The sequence below is a fragment of the Enterobacter sp. SES19 genome (assembly GCF_011765665.1).
Classification (GTDB): Bacteria; Pseudomonadota; Gammaproteobacteria; order Enterobacterales; family Enterobacteriaceae; genus Enterobacter; species Enterobacter pseudoroggenkampii.
This window is the reverse complement of sequence record NZ_CP050320.1, coordinates 1,643,529-1,662,396: the sequence shown is the minus strand read 5'-3', so window position 1 is coordinate 1,662,396 and position 18,868 is coordinate 1,643,529. Positions and strand designations below refer to the sequence as shown.

17 protein-coding genes are annotated in these 18,868 nt (G+C 54.9%); 8 read left to right on the top strand and 9 right to left on the bottom strand.

Features of this window, described 5'->3' with window-relative positions; genetic code table 11:
* Positions 1-42 precede the first annotated feature (42 nt).
* Both sulA and ompA read left to right on the top strand, forming a co-directional pair.
* A complete protein-coding gene (gene sulA / locus GXP72_RS07770) occupies positions 43-552 on the top strand; it encodes an SOS-induced cell division inhibitor SulA (protein ID WP_024907764.1) in 510 nt (169 codons plus the stop codon).
* A 354-nt stretch (positions 553-906) separates the two neighbouring features.
* On the top strand, positions 907-1,962 hold the full coding sequence (gene ompA / locus GXP72_RS07765) for a porin OmpA (protein ID WP_024907765.1): 1,056 nt from the start codon (positions 907-909) through the stop codon (positions 1,960-1,962).
* A gap of 66 nt (positions 1,963-2,028) precedes the next feature.
* Here ompA and matP read toward each other — a convergent pair whose 3' ends face one another.
* The gene (gene matP, locus GXP72_RS07760; RefSeq protein WP_008499929.1) at positions 2,029-2,481 is read right to left on the bottom strand and encodes a macrodomain Ter protein MatP; all 453 of its coding nucleotides are present in this window, start codon (positions 2,479-2,481) and stop codon (positions 2,029-2,031) included.
* Positions 2,482-2,667: 186 nt separating this feature from the next.
* Here matP and GXP72_RS07755 point away from each other — a divergent pair, with 186 nt between their 5' ends.
* Complete coding sequence (locus GXP72_RS07755) at positions 2,668-4,428, top strand: Lon protease family protein (RefSeq protein WP_090417501.1); 1,761 nt, start codon at positions 2,668-2,670, stop codon at positions 4,426-4,428.
* Between the two features lie 68 nt (positions 4,429-4,496).
* Entirely contained in the window at positions 4,497-5,015 is a 519-nt protein-coding gene (gene fabA / locus GXP72_RS07750; RefSeq protein ID WP_008499931.1) for a 3-hydroxyacyl-[acyl-carrier-protein] dehydratase FabA, read from the top strand.
* 71 nt (positions 5,016-5,086) lie between these two features.
* Here the strand turns inward: fabA and rmf are convergent, their stop codons facing one another.
* From rmf to rlmKL, 6 genes are all read right to left on the bottom strand, one after another.
* Complete coding sequence (gene rmf / locus GXP72_RS07745; protein ID WP_013097261.1) at positions 5,087-5,254, bottom strand: ribosome modulation factor; 168 nt, start codon at positions 5,252-5,254, stop codon at positions 5,087-5,089.
* A 256-nt stretch (positions 5,255-5,510) separates the two neighbouring features.
* Positions 5,511-6,077, bottom strand: coding sequence for a membrane integrity-associated transporter subunit PqiC (gene pqiC / locus GXP72_RS07740; RefSeq protein ID WP_024907767.1), 567 nt, complete (start codon positions 6,075-6,077; stop codon positions 5,511-5,513).
* Positions 6,074-7,714 (bottom strand): intermembrane transport protein PqiB, encoded by a 1,641-nt coding sequence (gene pqiB, locus GXP72_RS07735; protein ID WP_061715628.1) that lies wholly within the window; start codon positions 7,712-7,714, stop codon positions 6,074-6,076. The genes pqiC and pqiB overlap by 4 nt, the downstream gene beginning before the upstream one ends.
* Before the next feature lie 4 nt (positions 7,715-7,718).
* Positions 7,719-8,972 (bottom strand): membrane integrity-associated transporter subunit PqiA, encoded by a 1,254-nt coding sequence (pqiA, locus tag GXP72_RS07730; RefSeq protein WP_024907769.1) that lies wholly within the window; start codon positions 8,970-8,972, stop codon positions 7,719-7,721.
* A gap of 13 nt (positions 8,973-8,985) precedes the next feature.
* A complete protein-coding gene (locus tag GXP72_RS07725) occupies positions 8,986-10,893 on the bottom strand; it encodes an ABC transporter ATP-binding protein (protein ID WP_208763698.1) in 1,908 nt (635 codons plus the stop codon).
* Between the two features lie 12 nt (positions 10,894-10,905).
* A complete protein-coding gene (rlmKL, locus tag GXP72_RS07720; RefSeq protein WP_008499936.1) occupies positions 10,906-13,014 on the bottom strand; it encodes a bifunctional 23S rRNA (guanine(2069)-N(7))-methyltransferase RlmK/23S rRNA (guanine(2445)-N(2))-methyltransferase RlmL in 2,109 nt (702 codons plus the stop codon).
* A gap of 98 nt (positions 13,015-13,112) precedes the next feature.
* On the opposite strand from rlmKL, the gene GXP72_RS07715 reads away from it, so the two are divergent.
* Positions 13,113-14,222 (top strand): YcbX family protein, encoded by a 1,110-nt coding sequence (locus GXP72_RS07715; RefSeq protein ID WP_208763697.1) that lies wholly within the window; start codon positions 13,113-13,115, stop codon positions 14,220-14,222.
* On the opposite strand, the gene zapC is transcribed toward GXP72_RS07715, so the two are convergent.
* Both zapC and pyrD read right to left on the bottom strand, forming a co-directional pair.
* Complete coding sequence (gene zapC, locus GXP72_RS07710; RefSeq protein WP_090417505.1) at positions 14,219-14,761, bottom strand: cell division protein ZapC; 543 nt, start codon at positions 14,759-14,761, stop codon at positions 14,219-14,221. The two genes, GXP72_RS07715 and zapC, sit on opposite strands and share 4 nt — an antisense overlap.
* Before the next feature lie 166 nt (positions 14,762-14,927).
* Entirely contained in the window at positions 14,928-15,938 is a 1,011-nt protein-coding gene (pyrD, locus tag GXP72_RS07705) for a quinone-dependent dihydroorotate dehydrogenase (protein WP_208763696.1), read from the bottom strand.
* A gap of 248 nt (positions 15,939-16,186) precedes the next feature.
* Between pyrD and ssuE the strand changes: the two genes are divergently transcribed.
* From ssuE to ssuD, 3 genes are read left to right on the top strand one after another with little or no spacing between them, the layout of a single operon-like run.
* Positions 16,187-16,762, top strand: coding sequence for an NADPH-dependent FMN reductase (ssuE, locus tag GXP72_RS07700; RefSeq protein ID WP_024907774.1), 576 nt, complete (start codon positions 16,187-16,189; stop codon positions 16,760-16,762).
* Positions 16,755-17,717, top strand: coding sequence for a sulfonate ABC transporter substrate-binding protein (locus GXP72_RS07695; RefSeq protein ID WP_024907775.1), 963 nt, complete (start codon positions 16,755-16,757; stop codon positions 17,715-17,717). Before ssuE ends, GXP72_RS07695 begins: the two co-directional genes overlap by 8 nt.
* A complete protein-coding gene (gene ssuD, locus GXP72_RS07690; protein ID WP_024907776.1) occupies positions 17,714-18,859 on the top strand; it encodes an FMNH2-dependent alkanesulfonate monooxygenase in 1,146 nt (381 codons plus the stop codon). The genes GXP72_RS07695 and ssuD overlap by 4 nt, the downstream gene beginning before the upstream one ends.
* The last annotated feature ends 9 nt before the right edge of the window (positions 18,860-18,868 follow it).

The window sequence follows — 18,868 nt, the reverse complement described above, 5'->3', positions numbered from 1 at the left end:
GTTACTGTATATCCATACAGTAACTACAGGGCTGGAATGAATATGCACACTTCAGGCTATGCAAATCGCGCAATCTCTCTCTCTTCTGCCGCAGGCAATGTCGCGCAGAATTCCGTCGAGCGTGTTTCCACAGGGCTTATCAGTGAAGTGGTTTATCGTGAAGACCAGCCCCTGTTGACGCAACTTCTGTTGTTGCCGTTATTACAACAGCTTGGTCAGCAATCGCGCTGGCAGCTTTGGCTCACGCCTCAACAAAAACTGAGCCGTGAGTGGGTTCAGTCCGCTGGCCTTCCGCTGACCAAGGTCATGCAGATTAATCAGCTCTCGCCGTGCGATACCGTTGAGTCGATGATCCGCGCGTTACGCACCGGAAATTACAGCGTGGTAATTGGATGGTTACCCGAAGAATTGACGGAAGAGGAACATTTCCGTCTGACTGAAGCCGCTGAAGAAGGGAGTGCGATCGGGTTCATTATGCGTCCGGTTCGATCGGATTCTTACCGCAGAGGACAACTTTCTGGGCTAAAAATTCACTCAAATTTGTATCATTGAGTGAAATTAAGATTTTTCCTGGAATTTTTTTCGACCACAAGATGGCATTAAAGTTCCCGGTCTGAAAATTGCGGCAAGGCTTGTCTGGTGCGGTTCTCCTTCATTTTATTGCACAAAATTCGTTCTAAAAATGTTAAATAATCGGTATACGGAACTTTTTTTTTCATATGCCTGACAGACTTCACACTTGTAAGTTTTCAGCTACGTTGTAGACTTTACATCGCCAGGGGTGCTCGGCCTAAGCCGAAGATATCGGTAGATTTATATTTGACCACGCCCCCCGGTGAAGGATTTAACCGTGATTCTCTCTTGAGACTTTCATGGCGAATTTTGGATGATAACGAGGCGCAAAAAATGAAAAAGACAGCTATCGCGATTGCAGTGGCACTGGCTGGCTTCGCTACCGTAGCGCAGGCCGCTCCGAAAGATAATACCTGGTATGCAGGTGGTAAACTGGGCTGGTCTCAGTTCCACGACACCGGCTGGTACAACAAAGACCTGAACAACGATGGCCCGACTCACGAGAGCCAGCTTGGTGCAGGTGCGTTCGGTGGCTATCAGGTTAACCCGTATGTTGGTTTTGAAATGGGTTACGACTGGTTAGGTCGTATGCCATACAAAGGCGACACCGTAAACGGCGCTTTCAAAGCACAGGGCGTTCAGCTGACCGCTAAACTGGGTTACCCAGTAACTGACGATCTGGACGTGTACACCCGTCTGGGCGGCATGGTATGGCGCGCTGACTCCAGCAACAACCAGGTTGGTAGCGACCATGACACCGGTGTTTCCCCAGTATTCGCTGGTGGCGTTGAGTGGGCTATGACCCGTGACATCGCTACCCGTCTGGAATACCAGTGGGTTAACAACATCGGCGACGGCAACACCGTTGGTGTTCGTCCAGACAACGGCATGCTGAGCGTAGGTGTTTCCTACCGTTTCGGCCAGCAGGAAGAAGCAGCACCAGTTGTTGCTCCAGCGCCGGCTCCAGCTCCAGAAGTACAGACCAAGCACTTCACTCTGAAGTCTGACGTTCTGTTCAACTTCAACAAAGCAACTCTGAAACCAGAAGGTCAGCAGGCACTGGATCAGCTGTACTCTCAGCTGAGCAACCTGGATCCTAAAGACGGTTCTGTAGTGGTTCTGGGCTTCACCGACCGTATCGGTTCTGACGCTTACAACCAGAAACTGTCTGAGAAACGTGCTCAGTCTGTTGTTGATTACCTGATCTCTAAAGGTATCCCAGCTAACAAGATCTCCCCACGTGGTATGGGCGAATCTAACCCAGTTACTGGCAACACCTGTGACAACGTGAAAGCTCGCGCTGCACTGATCGACTGCCTGGCTCCAGATCGTCGCGTAGAGATCGAAGTTAAAGGCATCAAAGACGTTGTAACTCAGCCAGCGGCATAAGTTATCGTCTTATAAAAAAACCCCGCCATGCGGGGTTTTTTATTGTCTGAAGAAAAGTAAAAAAATCTACTTTTTACCCAACAGCGCCTGAAGGTCGTTCTTCAGCGTCGACATCTGGTTGGCGTACTTCTCTTTATGTTCGGCATCCTCAATCAACTGCACGATGGTTTCCGAAAGCGTTTTACCCCGTCGTTGTGCCAGCCCAGCCAGACGTTGCCAGACAACGAACTCAAGGTCGATTGATTTTTTGCGAGTGTGCTGATGCTCAGCATTAAAATGCCGTTTGCGTCGCGCACGGATAGTTTGCTTCATCCGGTTTAACAAGGCAGGATTGATGTGTTTCTCAATCCAGCCGTTAACCTGTACCGGTTCATTTTCGAGGGTCAGCAAAATATCCACGGCTTCTTGTGCAGCGCTGGCTTCGATGTAGCAGGTGATCAGCTCCCCTTCACGGTGCTTTTTGACCAGGTACTTCCATTTCCAGCCGCTTTCGAGATTTTCCAGTTGTTGATATTTCATTGCGATCTCAGTGTTACCACGTAACTCTGTTCAGAATATCAGTTTTTTAGCAATCTGCTGAAAAGAAATCATATCCTGTGAGTGAATGCAGCCAATCGCCCTGTCGAAATACCCGATCCTGCTTGGGTACAGCCCCCCGCTTACGGTATACTCCACGCTTTTACATCTGACTAAAAAACATCAACTTTGACCATTACGAAACTTGCATGGCGTGACCTTGTTCCGGATACCGAAAGTTATCAGGAACTGTTTGCACAGCCCGAACTCGCAAAAGAACACGAATTCATCCTTAGCGATACGCAGCCCCGTTTGCATTACGCGCTGGAGCAGGTCTTAAGCCCATGGGCAACTGCGCCTTTCATGCTGCTCAAAGCCCCGGAAGAAGCGGAATACCTGACGTTGTTCGGGGATGCCGTGCGTCAGTTAAAGCCGGAAGCGAACGCCGTTTTTGGCGGCCAGTATCGTATCGCGGGACACGATGTCACTTTCGAACCGGCGGCACAGGCCGACGGCCATTTTGCCGCTAAGGGTGAGGTGATTACCGCTAACTGGGTCGAGGCTGAACAACTCTTTGGTTGTCTGCGCCAGTTTAACGGCGAGCTTTCGCTGCAGCCTGGGCTGGTACATCGCGCAAATGGCGGTGTTCTGATCATCTCACTGCGCACCCTGCTCTCGCAGCCGCTGCTGTGGATGCGTCTGAAAACCATCGTGCACCAGCAGCGTTTCGACTGGGTCGGCTACGATGAGTCTCGTCCTCTGCCCGTCTCTGTTCCGTCTATGCCGCTGTCGCTGACCGTCGTGCTGACGGGCGACCGTGAATCGCTGGCGGACTTCCAGGAAATGGAGCCGGAACTGGCTGAGCAGGCCGTGTATAGCGAATACGAAGACAACATCCAGATTGCTGATGCCGACGATATGGCGCAGTGGTGCCAGTGGGTGATGGCCGTTGCTGAGCGTTCTGCGCTGCCAACCCCTGCGGCTGACGCATGGCCGGGCTTAATCCGCGAAGCGGTACGCTACACCGGTGACCAGGAAACGCTGCCGCTTTGCCCGCTCTGGATCGGCAAACAGCTGCGTGAAGTGGGGGTGATCAGCGGTGACGGGGCGTTCACCGGTGAACAGCTCACTCAGATGCTGGCTCAGCGTGAGTGGCGAGAAGGCTATCTTGCTGACCGTATGCAGGATGAAATTCTGCTCGAACAAATTCTGGTGGAAACCGAAGGCGAACGCGTCGGGCAGATTAACGCCCTGTCTGTGATTGAATTTCCAGGCCATCCGCGCGCATTCGGGGAGCCGTCCCGTATCAGCTGCGTTGTGCACATTGGCGATGGCGAGTTTACCGATATTGAACGGAAAGCCGAGCTGGGCGGCAACATACACGCCAAAGGCATGATGATCATGCAGGCGTTTTTGATGTCAGAGCTGCAGCTTGAGCAACAGATCCCCTTCTCCGCCTCGCTGACGTTTGAGCAGTCCTACAGCGAAGTGGATGGCGACAGCGCCTCTATGGCCGAGCTGTGCGCCTTAATCAGCGCCCTGGCGGAAGTGCCCATCAATCAGAACATCGCGATCACCGGTTCGGTGGACCAGTTTGGCCGCGCCCAGCCAGTGGGAGGCCTCAACGAGAAAATTGAAGGCTTCTTCTCTATCTGTCAGCAGCGCGGTTTAAACGGCAAGCAGGGTGTGATTATCCCGGCTCCCAACGCACGCCATTTAAGCCTCAGTCAGGAGATTCTGGATGCGGTGGAACAAGAGCAGTTCGCTATCTGGGCCATCGAAGGGATTGAGGATGCACTACCCTTACTGACAAACCTGGTATGGGACGGCGAAGGGCAAACCACCCTGATGCAGACTATCCAGGAGCGTATTGCTCAGGCGACACAGCAGGATGCTCGTCATCGTTATCCATGGCCGTTACGCTGGCTGGGCTGGTTTAGTTCGAACTGATCGGACTTGTTCAGCGTACACGTGTTAGCTATCCTGCGTCCTTCACTAAAATAAGGCTTACTGAGAACATGGTAGATAAACGCGAATCCTATACAAAAGAAGATCTTCTTGCCTCTGGTCGCGGTGAACTGTTTGGCGCGAAAGGCCCACAGTTACCGGCCCCGAACATGCTGATGATGGACCGTGTCGTGAAAATGACCGAAACCGGCGGCAACTTCGATAAGGGTTACGTAGAAGCAGAACTCGATATCAACCCGGACCTGTGGTTCTTCGGTTGCCACTTTATCGGCGATCCGGTAATGCCTGGCTGTCTGGGTCTGGATGCGATGTGGCAGCTGGTTGGCTTCTATCTGGGCTGGCTGGGTGGTGAAGGTAAAGGCCGCGCACTGGGCGTGGGCGAAGTCAAATTCACTGGCCAGGTTCTGCCTACAGCGAAGAAAGTGACCTATCGTATTCACTTCAAGCGCATCGTTAACCGCCGCCTGATTATGGGCCTGGCAGATGGCGAAGTGCTGGTAGACGGCCGTCTGATCTATAGCGCAAGCGACCTGAAAGTTGGCCTGTTCCAGGATACTTCTGCGTTCTGATTGTGCTTTTCGCACTCCCGGAAAGGCGAAACCTCCGCATTGCGGAGGTTTCTTTTTTGAAAGAGACGTTATCAGGCTATGAGTGCCCTGTCGCCGATGGCTTCTCGCCAGCCTCCAAGCCATTGTGACCTTTGATTTATCGTCTGATAAGGACACATTTCTTTAGAACGTCCAGCGATGCCGGCCTGATAACCACGTTGATGAGCCCGTTCCAGGCGATCTCGTTTCTGTCTCTTCATGCCTCGTTTCCCTCATTCTTTTGTCTGGTGGAAAGAAAACAGTGTCTGCACTCAATGTACAGGCACAGATAACGAATACCCCGAATTAGCCCCATCGTCAATGTTCAAAATTCATACGGGTGTCATATTTGTGAGCTACCTGGAAGTTCATTTGTACAAAAATTGTGACGCAGCACAAGTAACAAACTGAAGTGAAAACGAAAAAAAAACCGCAATCAGCGAGAGGCCAACTGCGGTTTTTGATGATGAATTTTACTTATGGCAGCCGGGAGATTTCCCTCGCGATGCTGGCCGACTCCTGTGCCCACCCCTGAGCCAGGACTTTCACCATTTCGTCATAGCCATCTTTCTGCTGCTTGAGCTCCAGATGGAAAGGACGCTTAATCAGCTGCCCCTGATGATTCAGCAACCACTCCCCGCTGATCACGACCGCACCATCATAACGGCCGTGGAAGCCCGTTACGGTGACGTTCAGCGTATCCTGGTCGTTACCCAACGGCTGCGACGCGACAACCCAACCCGGTAGCTGACTGCCCAGATTGGCCACCAGCGTGTTGCGCAGCTGTTGATCCAACGGGCTGGCCCACAGGTTGTTCGTCGCAATCACGTATTTAACGTCGCTGGTCTGATAGACCACGCCGTTTCCTGCCAGATAATCCGGCACCGCAACCTGCTCAACCCACAGCTGACGGTTTCCCTGACTGGCCGTGCTTTGCCCACCGCTGTGGGTCGCCACAGGCAGCTGATAGTAGCTTTTATTATCTACTCCTGAACTGCACGCCGTTAACAGCAGAGCACCAACCATCAATAGCCACTTTTTCATTCTTTTGCCCTCTTCGGCTCAGGATCCTTTTTATCTTTCGCTTCGAACACCAGCGCATTGCTCTTCTCGTTGAGCGTTTTCAGCACCGGCTGCAGTTCACGTAAGACCTGATCAAGACGCTGCATATCTGCCACCATCTTGTTGTAGGCCGCTGAACCCGGCTGGAAGCCCTGCATACTGCGGTTCAGCTCACGCAGCGTTTTCTGCATGTCCTGCGGAAGCTGCTGCATGCTCTGGCTCGCCGTAATCTTATTGATGTTATCCAGCGTGGTTTGCAGACGACGCATCGTTGCCTGGCTTTCGCTCAAAGAGTTCGTCGCCGCTTCAATCATCGGATTCAGTGGCAGATTGTTGATCTTATCCAGCGTCTCCATCAGACGCTGCTGGATCTGCGCCAGGCCGCTACTCACCGTTGGGATGATCTTATATCCACCGAATTCACGGATACCGGTAATCGGCGGTGCTTTCGGGTAGAAGTCCATATCCACATACAGCGCACCGGTCACCAGGTTACCCGTCTTCAACGATCCACGCAGGCCGCGTTCCATCAGTTGAGAGATATGGGCAGCAATATCCTGATTTTCGCCAATCTGGTTTAGCAGACGCTCCGGTTCGATGCGGATCAGCACCGGAATACGATAGTCATCATCCAGCATCTGGCTCAGGCCCGGGACGAAGAACGGAACTTGTCCAACCGTACCGAGACGAATACCGCGGAACTCAACAGGTGCCCCCGGCTGCAGACCGCGGACAGAATCTTTGAAGAACATCAGGAAGTCGACGTGATCGGTATAGAGCGCATCCTGAATACTTTTTTGATCGTCAAAGAGACGGAAAGCGGTGTTCTCTGCGACCGGCTGCCCTAAATCCAGGCCTTCCGGCACGTCAAAACTTACGCCGCCGCCAAACAGCGTGGTCAGCGACCCCATTTCAACGCGCATACCTGCCGAGGTCAGATCCACCGCGATCCCGCTGTCTTTCCAGAAACGGACATTGCTGGTGACCAGCCGATCGTTTGGCGCATTGATAAAGAGCTGATAGCTGATCGCGCGTTTCTGCGGATCAAACGTGCTTTTCTCAACCGATCCCACGCGGTAGCCGCGGAACAGGACCGGGTCGCCCGCCGTAAGCTGACCTGCTTTTTTACTGTCGAGGATCACGCGGATACCCTTGGCATCAGGTGGTGCAAGCGGCGGTGAATCCAGAAGCTGGTATTTGGCTGGCTGGTTACCCTTAGCGCCAGGCTGCAGCTCAATGTAGGCGCCCGAAAGCAGCGTCCCTAAGCCGCTGATTCCCTCACGCCCCACCTGCGGCTTAACGACCCAGAAAACGGAATCGCCGTGCAGCAGTTTTTCCATGCCGGCATTAAGGCGCGCCTTGATCTCCACATGGGTTAAATCGTCGGTCAGGGTTGCACTTTCCACCACGCCCACATCCACACTTCGGCTTTTGATAGTCGTTTTACCGCCCTCAATCCCCTCGGCATTGGTGGTTATCAGCGTGACTTCCGGTCCCTGATGGCTGTAATGATAAAACAGGATCCATGCACCGATCAGCGCAGTCACGATGGGAAAAATCCACACCGGCGACCAGTTTTTGACCTTCTGCACTTTCGCCTCTCCACTCTTATTTTCCATGCTCTTACTCTTCCTCATGGCTTGATTCAGGCTCACGATCCCACGATAAACGAGGGTCGAAGGTCATGGCCGCAAACATGGTCATAATCACGACCAGTGCAAACATTAAAGCCCCCATCGCGGGATAAATACTCATCAAACCGCCCATCCGCACCAGTGCAGAGAGAACGGCGATGACAAACACGTCAATCATTGACCAGCGTCCGACAAACTCGACCACTTCATAAATCAGGTGCATGCGTTCGCTATCGCGTTTTCCATGCCCTTTCGCATCCCAACAGAGCCAGGCAATGGCAATCATTTTTAAGGTGGGCACCATAATACTGGCGATAAAGATGACGCCGGCGACCGGATAAGAACCTTCGCCCCAGAGCAGTATCACCCCGGCGAGGATCGTCGAGGGCATTTTGTCACCGAGCAAATCGGTGATCATGATCGGCAGAATATTGGCTGGCAGATACAGCATGATGGATGTGACCAGCAGCGCCATCGTCCACTGAAGGCTATTTTTACGGCGTACGTGCCCTTTCGTTTCGCAGCGCGGACAAACGTCGAGATCGGCGGGCAGCACGGCGGTACAGCACGGGCACGAGCGAAGCCCCTGACGAATACCGGGCACCCCGACCTTCACCGTCTGTGCAAGCGTCGGCGCTGGCGCGATATCGTCCCACGCCCAGCGCCTGTCCACACACTGGAAGGCGCGCAGCTGCAGAACGCAGTACAGACACCAGGGAATAAAGCTGCTGCCAATCCCCACGTCGCCATATGCCATGAGCTTCACGAAGCTGACCAGAATCCCCGCCAGAAAGATCTCGGCCATCCCCCAGCTTTTGAGCTGAAAAAGGATACGCGCCAGTCGGATTTTCAGCGGTGCCGGCATCCTGACGCGGTTGACCAGCAAAAGGATAACGACCAGGCAAAAAGCCGGGACTATCTGGACAAACAGGAGAAAAAAGGTACCGAGGCTGGCGTAATCTTCCGAGAACATCACGCCCGGAATTTCAAGCAAATCTACCTGGCTGGTGATCCCCCCCACCTTCATATAGATGAAGGGGAAGAGATTGGAGAGCAGCAGCATGAACAATGCTGCCAGAGCGTAAGCAGTGGGACGCTGCCGCGGCGCGTCCCACTCGGTTGTCAACGTCGCACCGCAACGTGGACACAGGGCTTTATGTCCGTGACCAAGCTCTGGCAACGCCACGAGCATATCGCATTGCGAGCATAAAATATGCCTGTCGGCATGGTGCTGGTCACACATATGTTATCCCTGTTTATGCGCCGTTTTTCAGAGACTCAAGGTACTCCCAGCGCTCAAATGCTTCTTCCAGGGCTTTTTCAGCCGCGGACATTTCTGACAGTACTTTCTGAGTATAGTCATGCGATTGAGTAAAGAATGACGCATCAGCAACCTGTTTTTGCAGATCCTCAAGCGCGGCTTCCAGCTCTTCAAGACGCTGCGGTAGCCCCTCCAGTTCGCGCTGCAGGTTATAGCTTAGTTTAGCCGAGGTTTTCTTGACAGTTTCTGCTTTTGTTACAGCAGGTTCAGAACTTATTTTGGACTTTGACTGTTTCTGCGCCAGAGACTGCAATTGCTGCCCTTTTGCATCATGATAACCGCCTACGTATTGCCCAATTCGCCCTTCACCTTCGAAGATCCAGCACTCGGTCACGGTGTTATCCACGAACTGGCGATCGTGGCTGACCAGCATCACGGTACCCTGATAGCCGTCAATCAGTTCTTCGAGCAATTCCAGCGTTTCGACATCGAGGTCGTTCGTCGGTTCATCGAGGATCAGCAGGTTGCTTGGCTTAAGGAACAGGCGAGCCAGCAGCAGACGATTTCGCTCACCGCCGGACAGCGCGCGCACCGGCGTCATGGCGCGTTTCGGATGGAACAGGAAGTCCTGCAGGTAGCCCAGCACGTGACGCGGCTTGCCGTTTACCATCACCTCCTGCTTACCTTCGGCGAGGTTGTCCATCACCGTACGGTCCGGATCCAGCTCCGCGCGGTGCTGGTCGAAGTAGGCGACCTCCAGCTTGGTCCCGCAGTGAATACGTCCGCTGTCGGCCTTCAGCTGGCCCAGCATCAGTTTCAGCAGCGTGGTTTTACCGCAGCCGTTCGGGCCGATGAGCGCAATTTTGTCGCCACGCTGCACCTGCGCGGAGAAATCGTTCACCAGCACTTTACCGTCGACCTGATAGTTGACGTTTTCCATTTCGAAGACAATCTTGCCGGAACGGGACGCCTCTTCCACCTGCATTTTGGCGCTGCCCATCACTTCACGGCGTTCGCTGCGCTCGCGACGCATCGCCTTCAGGGCACGCACGCGGCCTTCGTTACGGGTACGGCGGGCTTTGATGCCCTGGCGGATCCAGACCTCTTCCTGCGCCAGCTTGCGGTCGAACTCGGCATTCTGCAGCTCTTCCACGCGCAGGTTTTCTTCTTTCTCCAGCAGATACGTATCGTAATCGCCGGGATAGGTCACCAGCTTGCCGCGGTCGAGGTCAACAATGCGCGTCGCCATATTGCGAATAAACGAACGGTCGTGCGAGATAAAGATGATGGTGCCGCTGAAGGTTTTCAGGAAACCTTCCAGCCAGTCGATCGCTTCGATATCCAGGTGGTTGGTCGGTTCGTCCAGCAGCAGCACCTTCGGTCCGCTGACCAGCGCGCGGCCCAGGGCCGCTTTACGCAGCCAGCCGCCGGAGAGCGCCGACAGTTCCATATCGGGTTCCAGACCGAGCTGCGCCAGTACTTCATTAATGCGGTTTTCAAGCTGCCACAGACCGTGGTGATCGAGCATCTCCTGCACTTTCGCCAGTTCGTTGAGGTTTTTGTCGCTCGGATCGGTCATCACCAGATGCGAAATCTCGTGATAGCGCTTCAGGTATTCAGCCTGCTCGGAGATCCCTTCCGCCACGAAATCGTAAACGCTGCCGGTCACGTGACGCGGTGGATCCTGCTGCAGGCGGGAGACAATCAGATCCTGCTCGTAAACAATACGCCCGTCATCCAGACCCTGTTCACGGTTGAGGATTTTCATCAGCGTGGATTTACCCGCGCCGTTACGGCCCACCAGACAGACGCGCTCGTTATCTTCGATATGCAGTTCTGCATTGTCGAGAAGCGGTGAGTCGCTGAAAGAGAGCCACGCGCCGTGCATACTAATTAAAGACATTTATTTTTCCTTTCAGACCGCGGTAATCAACCAGCAGTTATGGATTTGACGGTTACGGGCAAAGTCCTGAGACAGCGTTTTTTGGCTGATTTCTTGTGCTTTCAGTCCCAGGGCTGCTAAGCCGTCATGATCCATACGGAAGCCGCGTTTGTTGTTCGAGAACATAATGGTGCCGCCTTTGCGCAGCAGGCGCTTCAGGTCGGTCATCAGGCGCAGGTGATCGCGTTGTACATCAAAGCTATCTTCCATACGCTTGGAGTTGGAGAAGGTCGGCGGATCGATAAAGATCAGGTCAAACTGCTCGTCGGTGTCGCGCAGCCAGCCCAGCACGTCAGCCTGCATCAGGCGATGCTGACGTCCGGTTAAGCCGTTAAGACGAAGGTTGCGCTCCGCCCATTCCAGATAGGTGCGGGACATATCCACCGTGGTGGTGCTGCGCGCGCCCCCCAGACCGGCATGTACGCTGGCGCTGCCGGTATAGGAGAAGAGATTCAGGAAGTCCTTGCCTTTACTCATCTGGCCCAGCATGCGTCGGGCGATACGGTGGTCGAGGAACAGACCGGTATCCAGATAGTCGGTCAGGTTGACCCACAGGCGCGCGTTGTATTCGCCCACTTCGATAAAGTCGCCCTTCTCGCCCATCTTCTGATACTGGTTTTTCCCTTTCTGACGCTCGCGGGTTTTCAGCACCAGCTTGTTCGGCGCAATGCCGAGCACGGCGATGGTGGCCGCGATAACGTCCAGCATGCGCTGACGCGCTTTTTGCGCATCAATGGTTTTCGGTGGCGCATATTCCTGAATCACCACCCAGTCCGCGTAGCGGTCAACCGCCACGTTGTATTCCGGCAGGTCGGCATCGTACAGGCGATAGCATTCAATGCCCTCCTGCTTCGCCCACTTCTCAAATTTCTTCAGGTTCTTGCGCAGGCGGTTGGCGTAATCTTCCGCCACGCCGGACGGCTTGCTGTCGGCCGCCTTCTCCGCCAGATGGTAGTTCTTCTGCACGCAGTCCAGCGGGCCGTTTTTGGCCTTAAACTGGCGATCGGCGCGCAGCTGGAGGCAGCTCAGCAGCTCCGGCGAGGCGCTAAACAGAGACAGGTTCCAGCCGCCGAAGTGGTCCTTCATATTGCGGCCCAGCAGGCTGTGCAGGGCAATCAGCGCAGGCTCGCTGTCCAGACGCTCGCCGTATGGCGGGTTGCTGATCACGGTACCGTACGGGCCTTTTGGCAACGGGTTGGTCAGGTTCGCCACGTCTTTCACTTCGAAGGTGACCAGCTCGCCGATACCAGCGCGACGGGCGTTGCTGCGCGCGCGTTCAATGACGCGCGGGTCGCTGTCCGAACCATAAAAGTGGGAGGTGTACTCTGCCAGGCCTTTGCGTGCGCGGGTTTGCGCGTCGTCTTTGACCTCTTTCCAGAGCGCTTCATCGTGCTGTGCCCAGCCTTTAAAGCCCCAGTGACCGCGATGCAGGCCCGGCGCGCGATCGGTTGCCAGCATGGCCGCCTCAATCAGCAACGTACCGGAACCACACATCGGATCGAGCAGCGGCGTGCCCGGCTGCCAGCCGGAGCGCATGACAATGGCAGCCGCCAGCGTTTCTTTAATTGGCGCCATACCGGTACGATCGCGGTAGCCGCGCAGATGCAGGCCTGCACCGCTCAAATCAAGAGAGATGCTCGCCGTGTCACCGTTCAGCCAGACGTTAATACGCAGATCGGGGTTTTCACGATCGACGTTCGGACGTTCCTTATTTTTACGCGTGAAGCAGTCCACAATGGCGTCTTTTACGCGCAGGGCACCGTACTGGCTGTTGCGGATCTCGTCGTTCACGCCGTTAAAATGCACCGCAAAGGTGGCATTCGGGGTGAAGATCTCTGTCCAGTCGATCATCTGTACGCCGGTATAGAGGTCAAGGTCGCTATAAACCTTGCACTCCTTCATCGGCAGCATGATGCGCGACGCCAGACGGCTCCACATCAGGCTCTGGTAAATAAGCCGCGTGTCGCCCTCAAAATGGACACCACCCTGAACCACCTGGCACTCTTGTGCGCCCAGGCTTTCCAGTTCAGTTTTTAACAGCTCTTCCAGCCCACGGGCCGTACTGGCAAACAGAGAATTCATATCGTCACTTTTACTCTTAGAAAATTGTCGCGCATTATAGCTAATATGGCGTGTATGTCATAAAGTTGAAGGCTTATTTTCATTCGAGGGAGTGTGCAGTGGCGACGTTATCCAGGCTTTTTATTCATCCGGTGAAATCCATGCGCGGCATCGGCGTCTCTCACGCGCTGGCCGACATGAGCGGATTTGCATTCGATCGTATTTTTATGGTCACCGAGCCTGACGGTACGTTCATTACCGCACGCCAGTTCCCTCAGATGGTTCGCTTTACCCCTTCCCCGCTTCACGACGGTTTGCACCTTACCGCGCCGGACGGTTCCAGCGCGGTGATTCGCTTTGCTGATTTTGCGCCCGTCGATGCGCCAACGGAAGTGTGGGGTAACCATTTTACCGCGCGCATCGCCCCGGATGAGATTAACCGCTGGCTGAGCGGCTTCTTTTCCCGGGACGTGCAGTTGCGCTGGGTTGGGCCTGAACTGACGCGTCGCGTGAAGCGCCACGATGCCGTTCCCCTCTCCTTCGCCGATGGCTTCCCGTTCCTGCTGACCAACGAAGCCTCGCTGCGTGATCTACAAGCCCGCTGCAAAGCCAGCGTTCAGATGGAACAGTTCCGTCCGAACCTGGTGGTGACGGGTGCAGAGGCCTGGGACGAAGATACCTGGAAAGTGATCCGCATTGGCAGCGTCATTTTTGACGTGGTGAAGCCGTGCAGCCGCTGCATTTTCACGACGGTCAGCCCGGAGAAAGGCCAGAAGCACCCTTCCGGCGAACCGTTGAAGACGCTGCAGTCATTCCGCACCGCGCAGGATAACGGTGATGTCGATTTCGGCCAGAACCTGATCCCGCGCTCCAGCGGCGCGATCCGCGTTGGTGATGAGGTAGAAGTGCTCGCCCGTGGGCCAGCAAGGGTGTACGGCTCGGGTCAGGAAGAGGAGTTTGTCGACGTTGAGACAAACGTCGCCGCTGCGGTAGAGATTCACTGGCAGGGCAACGTGATCCGGGGTAATAACCAGCAGGTATTGCTTGAGCAGCTGGAACAAGCAGGGATCCGCATCCCCTATTCCTGTCGCGCGGGAATTTGCGGATGCTGCCGCATCAGGCTGGTGGATGGCGAAGTGAGTGCGTTGAAAAAATCGGCAATTGGAAATGACGGCACAATTCTGTGCTGTAGCTGCGTCCCGAAAACGTCCGTACAGCTGGAAGCTTAAACCGCCTGCTCGAGGCTGAAGGCATCCACGCGAAGCTGGGGCTTCAGCCTGTCGTTCATAACCTTAATGGCATCCCCAAGCTGCATTGTCCGCCCGGCAATCGTCACGCCGGGCTGGGCCAGCAAACAGAGCGCGGCATTTTCGCCGGGCTCCACCACCAGCAGGCTCACCTCTTCTGCGGTATCGCTCAGATTGACGCTGGCCGCATCAGCCGTTGCCGGGGTCCAGTTCATACCGTGCGGCAGGAAATGCCAGCTTTTCGGCATTTGCGGTTTCAGGAAGCGGATAGCCACCAGCGCATTTAATACCAGCTCGGCACGCTGCTCTTTAGAAAGCACCAGATCGCGGCATTTTTCTTCGAAAGAGAAATAAAGCGCCGCATCGTCAACGCAAAAGCCCGACGGGGAAAACGCGTCCGGGGTTAACATTCGGCGGGCGAAACGAGAGCGAAACAACATGCCATTGGCTAAATCGAGCATCATTCGATCATGCTCGTCGCAAAAATACCAGCGCCAGTTATCGTCAGGTTTAATTCGCATGTTTCTCTCCTGTCCCCGAAACGTCCTGTACTAAAAATGTCCTGATCGCCGCTTCGTTTATAACACCATTAATAAAAGACTATAATGTCTAAATAAGCAACAGTGACGGAATATAAAACAACCAGGGCTGGAAATAAAGCCCTGGTTGTCTGATTAAGAGAAAAGATTAGATATGAGTAACGATTTCTTTAATCAGCGGCGGTCCTTTAAAAATAAAGCCGGAATAGATTTGCACCAGTGACGCACCCGCCGCCATCTTCTCGCGCGCAGCAATCACGGAGTCGATGCCACCGACGCCAATAATCGGCAGGCGTCCTTTTAATTCCGCAGACAGGGCGCGAATAATCTCGGTGCTTTTTAATTGTACCGGACGTCCGCTTAACCCACCCGCTTCGTCACAGTTTTTCATTCCCTGCACGAGGGAGCGATCGAGGGTGGTATTGGTTGCAATCACACCATCAATATTATGGCGAACTAAACTGTCGGCAACCTGGATCAATTCTTCGACAGAAAGATCCGGGGCGATCTTAACCGCGACCGGAACATATTTATGGTGGATCGTCTGGAGTTCATTTTGCTTATTTTTAATGGCACTCAGAAGATCGTCCAGCGCTTCGCCATATTGTAAGGAGCGCAACCCCGGAGTATTGGGTGAAGAAATATTCACCGCAATATAACCGGCATAGGCGTAGACTTTTTCCATACAAATCAGATAGTCATCTTTACCCTGATCGACCGGCGTGTCTTTATTTTTGCCGATATTGATGCCCAGAATTCCGTCAAAGTGGGCTTTTTTAACGTTCTCAACAAGGTGATCAACGCCAAGGTTATTAAAGCCCATGCGGTTGATCAGCCCTTCGGCTTCAACCAGGCGGAACAGGCGCGGCTTGTCATTTCCCGGCTGCGGGCGCGGCGTGACGGTCCCGATTTCAATGGAGCCAAAGCCCATCGCGCCCAGGGCATCAATACACTCGCCATTTTTGTCCAGACCAGCCGCCAGACCCAGCGGATTTTTAAAGGTCAGACCCATGCACTGCACAGGTTTTTCCGGCACATTCTGACGCACAAGAGCGGCCAGCGGCGTTCCGGTAATACGACGTAATTGCTGCATTGTAAATTCATGAGCGCGCTCAGGGTCGAGCTGGAAAAGAGCTTTACGAACGAAGGGGTAGTACATGAACTCTCCTGGATTCCCGGTGTGCAAACCGGGAGGGGATTATGGGCGATCCACGCGCGAAAGGGAATTGACCTGCGGCAAAAAATCAGCGTAAAACGCAATCGTTTACCTCCCTGTCTATTTCTTATGCACTTTTTCGCATTTTAATTGCAGATAAATCATTTAGTGGAATAACCGCGCGGTGTCACACTCCTTAAAATTGTTATGAATGTTAGATAAAAGCAAACAATTAGTTATAAGGAGGAAGTATGCGCGTCATTACCCTGGCCGGAAGTCCACGATTCCCTTCGCGCTCCAGCGCCCTGCTGGAATATGCCCGCGAAAAACTCAATGCCCTGGATGTGGAAGTGTGCCACTGGAACCTGCATAACTTCGAACCTGAAGATCTGCTTTATGCCCGTTTCGACAGCCCTGCGCTTAAAACGCTCATCGAGCAGCTTAACGGCGCTGACGGCCTAATTGTGGCAACGCCCATTTATAAAGCCTCTTTTTCCGGGGCGCTGAAAACCCTGCTCGATCTGCTTCCGGAACGTGCCCTGGACGGCAAAGTCGTACTGCCGCTGGCAACGGGCGGTACGGTTGCCCATCTACTGGCCGTGGATTATGCCCTGAAGCCGGTGCTGAACGCGCTGAAAGCGCAGGAGATCCTCCACGGCGTTTTCGCCGATGACTCCCAGGTTATCGATTATCAACATAAACCTCATTTTACGCCGAACCTGCAAACCCGCCTCGATACTGCCCTGGAAACCTTCTGGCATGCTCTGCACCGCAGGGATATCCAGGCGCCGGCGTTTGGTCAGGCTCAAGGAGTCGCACATGTTTAAAACATTAACCCGTATCGGCCTGGCAGGTCTGATGGCGCTTTCCTCGCTGGCCCATGCCGCAGAAACGGCTCCGGAAAGTTTACGCATTGGCTATCAGAAAGGCAGCGTCAGCATGGTGCTGGCGAAAAGCCACCAGCTTCTGGAAAAACGCTTCCCGGACACCAAATTCTCCTGGGTGGAGTTCCCGGCTGGCCCGCAGATGCTGGAGGCCCTGAACGTCGGCAGTATCGATCTCGGCAGTACGGGTGATATTCCGCCGATATTCGCCCAGGCGGCGGGAGCGGATCTCGTCTATGTTGGCGTTGAGCCGCCCAAGCCGAAGGCCGAGGTGATCCTGGTGCCTGAAAACAGCGATATCAAAAGCGTCGCCGATCTTAAAGGGCATAAGGTCGCATTCCAGAAGGGTTCCAGCTCACACAACCTGCTGCTGCGTGCCCTGCAAGAAGCCGGACTCAAGTTCACTGACATTCAACCTGTTTACCTGACGCCTGCCGACGCGCGCGCCGCGTTCCAGCAGAAGAACGTTGATGCCTGGGCCATCTGGGATCCGTACTACTCCGCCGCATTGCTGCAGGGCGGCGTTCGCGTGCTGAAAGACGGCACCACGCTGAAGCAGACCGGTTCGTTCTATCTGGCCGCGCGTCCTTATGCGGAAAAGAACGGCGCATTTATTCAGGGCGTACTGGATACCTTTACCCAGGCCGATGCGCTGACCCAGACCCAGCGCCAGGAGAGCATTACCCTGCTGGCGAAAACCATGGGCTTACCTGAACCGGTGATCGCGAGCTATCTCAACCACCGTCCACCGACCACCATCACGCCCGTGGACGCCCACGTCGCCGCGCTTCAGCAACAAACGGCTGACCTTTTCTATCAAAACCACCTGGTGCCGAAACAGGTCACTATTCGCGAACGCATCTGGCAGCCCGCAGGCAAAGAAGGAGCTAAATCATGAGTCTGAATCTTTTCTGGTTTTTACCCACCCACGGTGACGGACACTATCTTGGTACAGAAGAGGGTTCGCGCCCGGTTGACCACGGCTACCTGCAGCAGATTGCGCAGGCGGCGGACCGAATCGGTTTCACCGGGGTGCTGATCCCGACCGGACGTTCATGTGAAGATGCCTGGCTCGTGGCCGCGTCGATGATCCCGGTCACCCAGCGTCTGAAGTTCCTGGTTGCGTTACGCCCGAGCGTTGTCTCCCCCACCGTGGCGGCGCGTCAGGCGGCAACGCTGGACAGACTGTCCAACGGCCGCGCCCTGTTTAACCTGGTGACGGGCAGCGATCCGCAGGAGCTGGCGGGCGATGGGGTATTTCTCGACCATACCGAGCGCTATGAAGCCTCCGCCGAGTTCACCCGCGTCTGGCGACGTCTGCTGGAAGGTGAAACCGTTACCTTTGAAGGCAAGCATATCCACGTTCGCGACGCGAAACTCTACTTCCCGCCGGTGCAGCAGCCGCGCCCGCCGCTCTATTTTGGCGGATCGTCGGATGTGGCCCAGGATCTGGCGGCAGAGCAGGTCGATCTCTATCTGACCTGGGGCGAACCGCCTGCGCTGGTGAAAGAAAAAATTGCCCAGGTCCGCGCTAAGGCGGCCGCCCATGGCCGCAAGGTGCGCTTCGGCATTCGCCTGCATGTGATTGTTCGCGAAACCAATGAAGAAGCCTGGCAGGCGGCGGACCGCCTGATTTCGCATCTGGATGATGAAACGATCGCCAGAGCCCAGGCCGCATTTGCCAAAACCGACTCCGTCGGACAGCACCGAATGGCGTCCCTGCACAACGGCAAGCGCGAGAACCTGGAGATCAGCCCGAACCTGTGGGCGGGCGTCGGCCTGGTACGTGGCGGTGCGGGCACAGCGCTGGTCGGCGACGGCCCGACCGTGGCCGCGCGAATTAATGAATACGCCGAGCTGGGCATCGACAGCTTTATTCTCTCCGGCTATCCGCATCTGGAAGAGGCGTACAAGGTGGGCGAGCTGTTATTCCCGCATCTGGATGTCGCGATTCCGGAAATTCCACAGCCGCAGCGGCTTCAGCTTCAGGGCGAAGCCGTGGCGAACGAGTTTATTCCACGCAAAGCCGCACAGAGCTAAGGAGTGACC